The following is a 3,642-nucleotide window of genomic DNA, read 5'->3' on the forward strand; positions in this document are numbered from 1 at the left end:
CGAGCTCTCCACCGTCGTGGTCAGCTCGCTGACCGAGGTTCCGCTCGCGGGAACCTCCAGCCGGACGGTCATCGAGTACGAGACGCTGGGCGCCGTTGCCATGGGGGTGCTTCTTCTTTCTGGTGCTGGTGGTTGCTGTGTTTGAGGGGCCGGGCGGGGAGGGCCTGCGGCCGGTGTTTCCGGTGCGGTCAGGCCTCGACGGTCGCCGCGGTCCGGGTGTGGGGGCGGGCGAGGTTGTCCGGGTGGAGGATCTCCCGGAGCCGCTCCTGGGTGAGCAGGCCCTTGGCCAGGACGAGGTCGTGCACCGAGGCGCCCGTGGTCAGGGCCTCCTGGGCGACGGCGGTGGCCTGCTCGTAGCCGATGTACGGGTTGAGCGCGGTGGCCAGGCCGATGGACTGGCCGACGAGGCGGGCCAGGTGCTCGCGGTTGGCGGTGATGCCCGTGACGCAGCGCTCGGCCAGGGTCAGGCAGCCGGCGCTCAGGTGACCGATGCTCTTGAGGAGGCTGTGGGCGATGACCGGCTCGAAGGCGTTGAGCTGGAGCTGGCCGGCCTCGGCGGCGAAGGTGACCGTCACGTCGTTGCCGATGACCTCGAAGGCGATCTGGTTGACGACCTCCGGGATCACCGGGTTCACCTTGCCGGGCATGATGCTCGAACCCGCCTGGACCGGCGGCAGGTTGATCTCGGCGAGGCCGGCGCGCGGCCCGCAGGAGAGCAGGCGCAGGTCGTTGCAGGTCTTGGAGAGCTTGACGGCGATCCGCTTGAGCACGCCCGAGAGCTGGACGAACGCGCCCATGTCCTGGGTGGCCTCGACGAGGTCGCCGGCGACCGCGAGCGGGATGCCGGTGATGATGCTCAGGTGGCTGCAGGCCAGCCCCGGGTAGTTGGGGTGGGCGTTGAGGCCGGTGCCGATGGCCGTGCCGCCGAGGTTGATCTCGCGGATGAGGGCGCAGGCCTCGGCCAGGCGGGCGCGGTCCTCCTCCAGCATGACGGCGTAGGCGGCGAACTCCTGCCCCAGCGTCATGGGCACGGCGTCCTGCAGCTGGGTGCGGCCCATCTTCAGGATGTCCGCGAACTCCTCCGCCTTGCCGGCGAAGGCCTCGCGCAGCACGTCCATGGCCTGCAGCAGCCGCTCGGCGGCGAGCTGCAGCGCGACCTTGACGGCGGTCGGGTAGACGTCGTTCGTGCTCTGCCCGGCGTTGACGTCCTCCAGCGGGTGGAGGTGCTTGTAGTCGCCCTTGTCGTGGCCGAGGAGTTCGAGGGCGCGGTTGGCGATGACCTCGTTGGCGTTCATGTTGGTGGACGTGCCGGCGCCGCCCTGGATGACGTCGACGACGAAGTGGTCGTGCCACTGCCCGGCGCGGATCTCCTCGCAGGCCTGGACGATCGCGTCCACCTTGCGGTCGTCGAGCAGGTCCAGGTCGCGGTTGGCGAGGGCGGCGGCCTGCTTGACGGAGGCGAGGGCGGTGACGAGGTCGGGGTAGGCGGAGATGGGGGTGCCCGTGATGGGGAAGTTCTCCACGGCGCGCAGGGTGTGGATGCCGTAGTACGCGGCGGCGGGGACGTCGCGATCGCCGAGGAGGTCGTGCTCGGTGCGGGAGGAGCCGGGGGCGGAGGCCGACATGGGGGGATCCGATCGGGGTGCGGTGGGGGAGCGGAGGGGGGAGGGCCGCGGGGGAAGGAGAGGGGGAGCCGCGGGGGAAGGAGTGAGGGGGAGCCGCGGAGGAGGCGGTTACGCGGATACGGGCGCGGAGGCGGCTTCGGCGGCGGGTGCGGCGACGAGCCGGCGCAGCACGCGTGTCCGCTCGTCCGCGCCGGGGGAGGCCAGGGCCGCGCTGAGTACGGCGATCCGGGCCTGGCCGGCGCGGAGGGTGCCGGTCAGTACGGCTCCGGCAGCCGCGAGGTCCACGGCGCCGCCCTGGGTGTAGATCTCGGCGGCGGGGCCGGAGGGCACCCGGGTGGTCAGGGCGACGAGCACGCCGCGGGCGACCGCAGCCTCGACGGCGGCGGCGACCTCGGGGGTCGCGTTGCCCGCGCCGGTGGCGACGAGGACCATGCCCTGCGCGCCGGCCTCGACGGCGGCGTTGAACAGCAGCGGGTCGGCGTCGCAGTGGTGCATGACGACGTCGATCCGCGGGAGGGGCGCGTCCGCCTGCGGCAGGGGGAGGGGCGCGGGGCGCTCGGGCTGCCGGCGGACGAGGACGCGGCCGTCCTTGACGTCGGCGACGGGGCTGCCGGACGGGTCGGCGAAGGCGTCGGCGGCCAGGGTCTGGACCTTGATCGTGCCCCGGGCGGCGTGCACCTGCCCGTCGAAGGCGACCAGGACGCCCATGCCGCGCACGGCCGCCGTGCCGGCCGTCAGCAGGGCGTCGTGCAGGTTGCGCGGGCCGTCGCCGTCCGCCGCTTCGAGCGGGAGCTGGGCGCCGGTGAAGACGACCGGGCGGGGGTCGTGGTGGTGGAGGTCGAGGAAGAAGGCCGACTCCTCCAGCGTGTCGGTGCCGTGCGTGACCACGATGCCGTCGACGCCGGGGTCGGCGAGGACCTCGTGCACGGTGCGCAGCAGGGCGAGCTGGTCGCGGGTGGTGAGCCGGGCGCTGTTCACGCTCATCAGGTCGACGACCCGCACGGATATGCCCGCGGGCACCGCCGCCGTGGCCAGGACGTCCCCGCCCCGCGCGTCGGCGGCGAACCCGGAGCCCTGCCAGCGGCTCGCGATCGTTCCGCCCGTGCTGATGACGACGACCTGTCCCACGTCTACCCGCCCTTTCTGAAGATCACTTCTGAAGATCACTGCTCTGCAGCCTGAAGATCACGGCGGCCGTCCACGGGGGAGCGGCGGCCGGAGGGCAAACGATAGGACGAATCGGACGCAATTGGATCGCTGATTTGAGCGCGACCGACCGCCGGGCGTGGTGGATAATTGCGCGATGGACGGAATCGACAGAAATATTTTGCGCGAGCTCCAGAACGACGGCCGCCTGACCATCCAGGAGCTCGCCCATCGCGTCGGTCTGACCCCCTCCCCGTGCATGCGCCGCGTCCGCCAGCTCGAGCAGGACGGGGTCATCCAGGGCTACCGGGCGGTCATCAATCCCGAGGCCGTGGGGCGGAGCTTCGAGGTCCTCGTCTCGATCGAGGTCAAGCGCGACCGGGAGGCCGTCGAGGCCTTCGAGGCGGCGCTCCAGGACATCCCGGACGTGATCGAGGCCTACCGCCTCTTCGGCAGCCCCGGCTGCCTGCTCCGCATCGCGGTCGCCGACCTCGCCGCCTACGAACGCCTGTGGATCGAGCGCCTCACCGCGCTCTCCGGCATCACCGAGGTCAACTCGCAGATCATCATGAAGCGGATCAAGGAGCCCCGGGGCCTGCCCGTGGGGATCTGAGGGGGTGCCGAGGGGCTCTGCGAAGGGTCCGGCGGAGAGCTCTGCGGAGGGCTCTGCAGAGGACTCTGCGGGGCTCCGGGTCCGGGCCGGATGACTTGTCATCCGACTAGCTCAAATTACCCTCAACCGCTCAATCATCCGAAAGGATGGTACGCCGGGCGTATGGCGTACCTATACCCAAGGCCTTGTCGTTAGTGGGGTCGGGGGGGGGGGGGGGGGGGGGGGGGGGGGGGGGGGAGAAAAGAAAAAAAAACACAG

At 71.5% G+C, this 3,642-nt stretch carries 3 protein-coding genes; 1 reads left to right on the forward strand and 2 read right to left on the reverse strand.

Annotated elements, in window-relative coordinates:
* Positions 1-188: 188 nt before the first annotated feature.
* Both aspA and V7793_RS35105 read right to left on the reverse strand, forming a co-directional pair.
* Positions 189-1,625 carry an aspartate ammonia-lyase gene (aspA, locus tag V7793_RS35100; RefSeq protein ID WP_336013745.1) on the reverse strand — a complete coding sequence of 479 codons (1,437 nt, stop codon included), beginning with the start codon at positions 1,623-1,625 and terminating at the stop codon, positions 189-191.
* A 108-nt stretch (positions 1,626-1,733) separates the two neighbouring features.
* A complete protein-coding gene (locus V7793_RS35105; protein WP_336013747.1) occupies positions 1,734-2,753 on the reverse strand; it encodes an asparaginase in 1,020 nt (339 codons plus the stop codon).
* Positions 2,754-2,928: 175 nt separating this feature from the next.
* Here V7793_RS35105 and V7793_RS35110 point away from each other — a divergent pair, with 175 nt between their 5' ends.
* On the forward strand, positions 2,929-3,384 hold the full coding sequence (locus V7793_RS35110; RefSeq protein WP_168096199.1) for an Lrp/AsnC family transcriptional regulator: 456 nt from the start codon (positions 2,929-2,931) through the stop codon (positions 3,382-3,384).
* The last annotated feature ends 258 nt before the right edge of the window (positions 3,385-3,642 follow it).

Origin of the sequence: Streptomyces sp. KLMMK (assembly GCF_036961605.1) — a bacterium.
Lineage (GTDB): Bacteria > Actinomycetota > Actinomycetes > Streptomycetales > Streptomycetaceae > Streptomyces > Streptomyces telluris.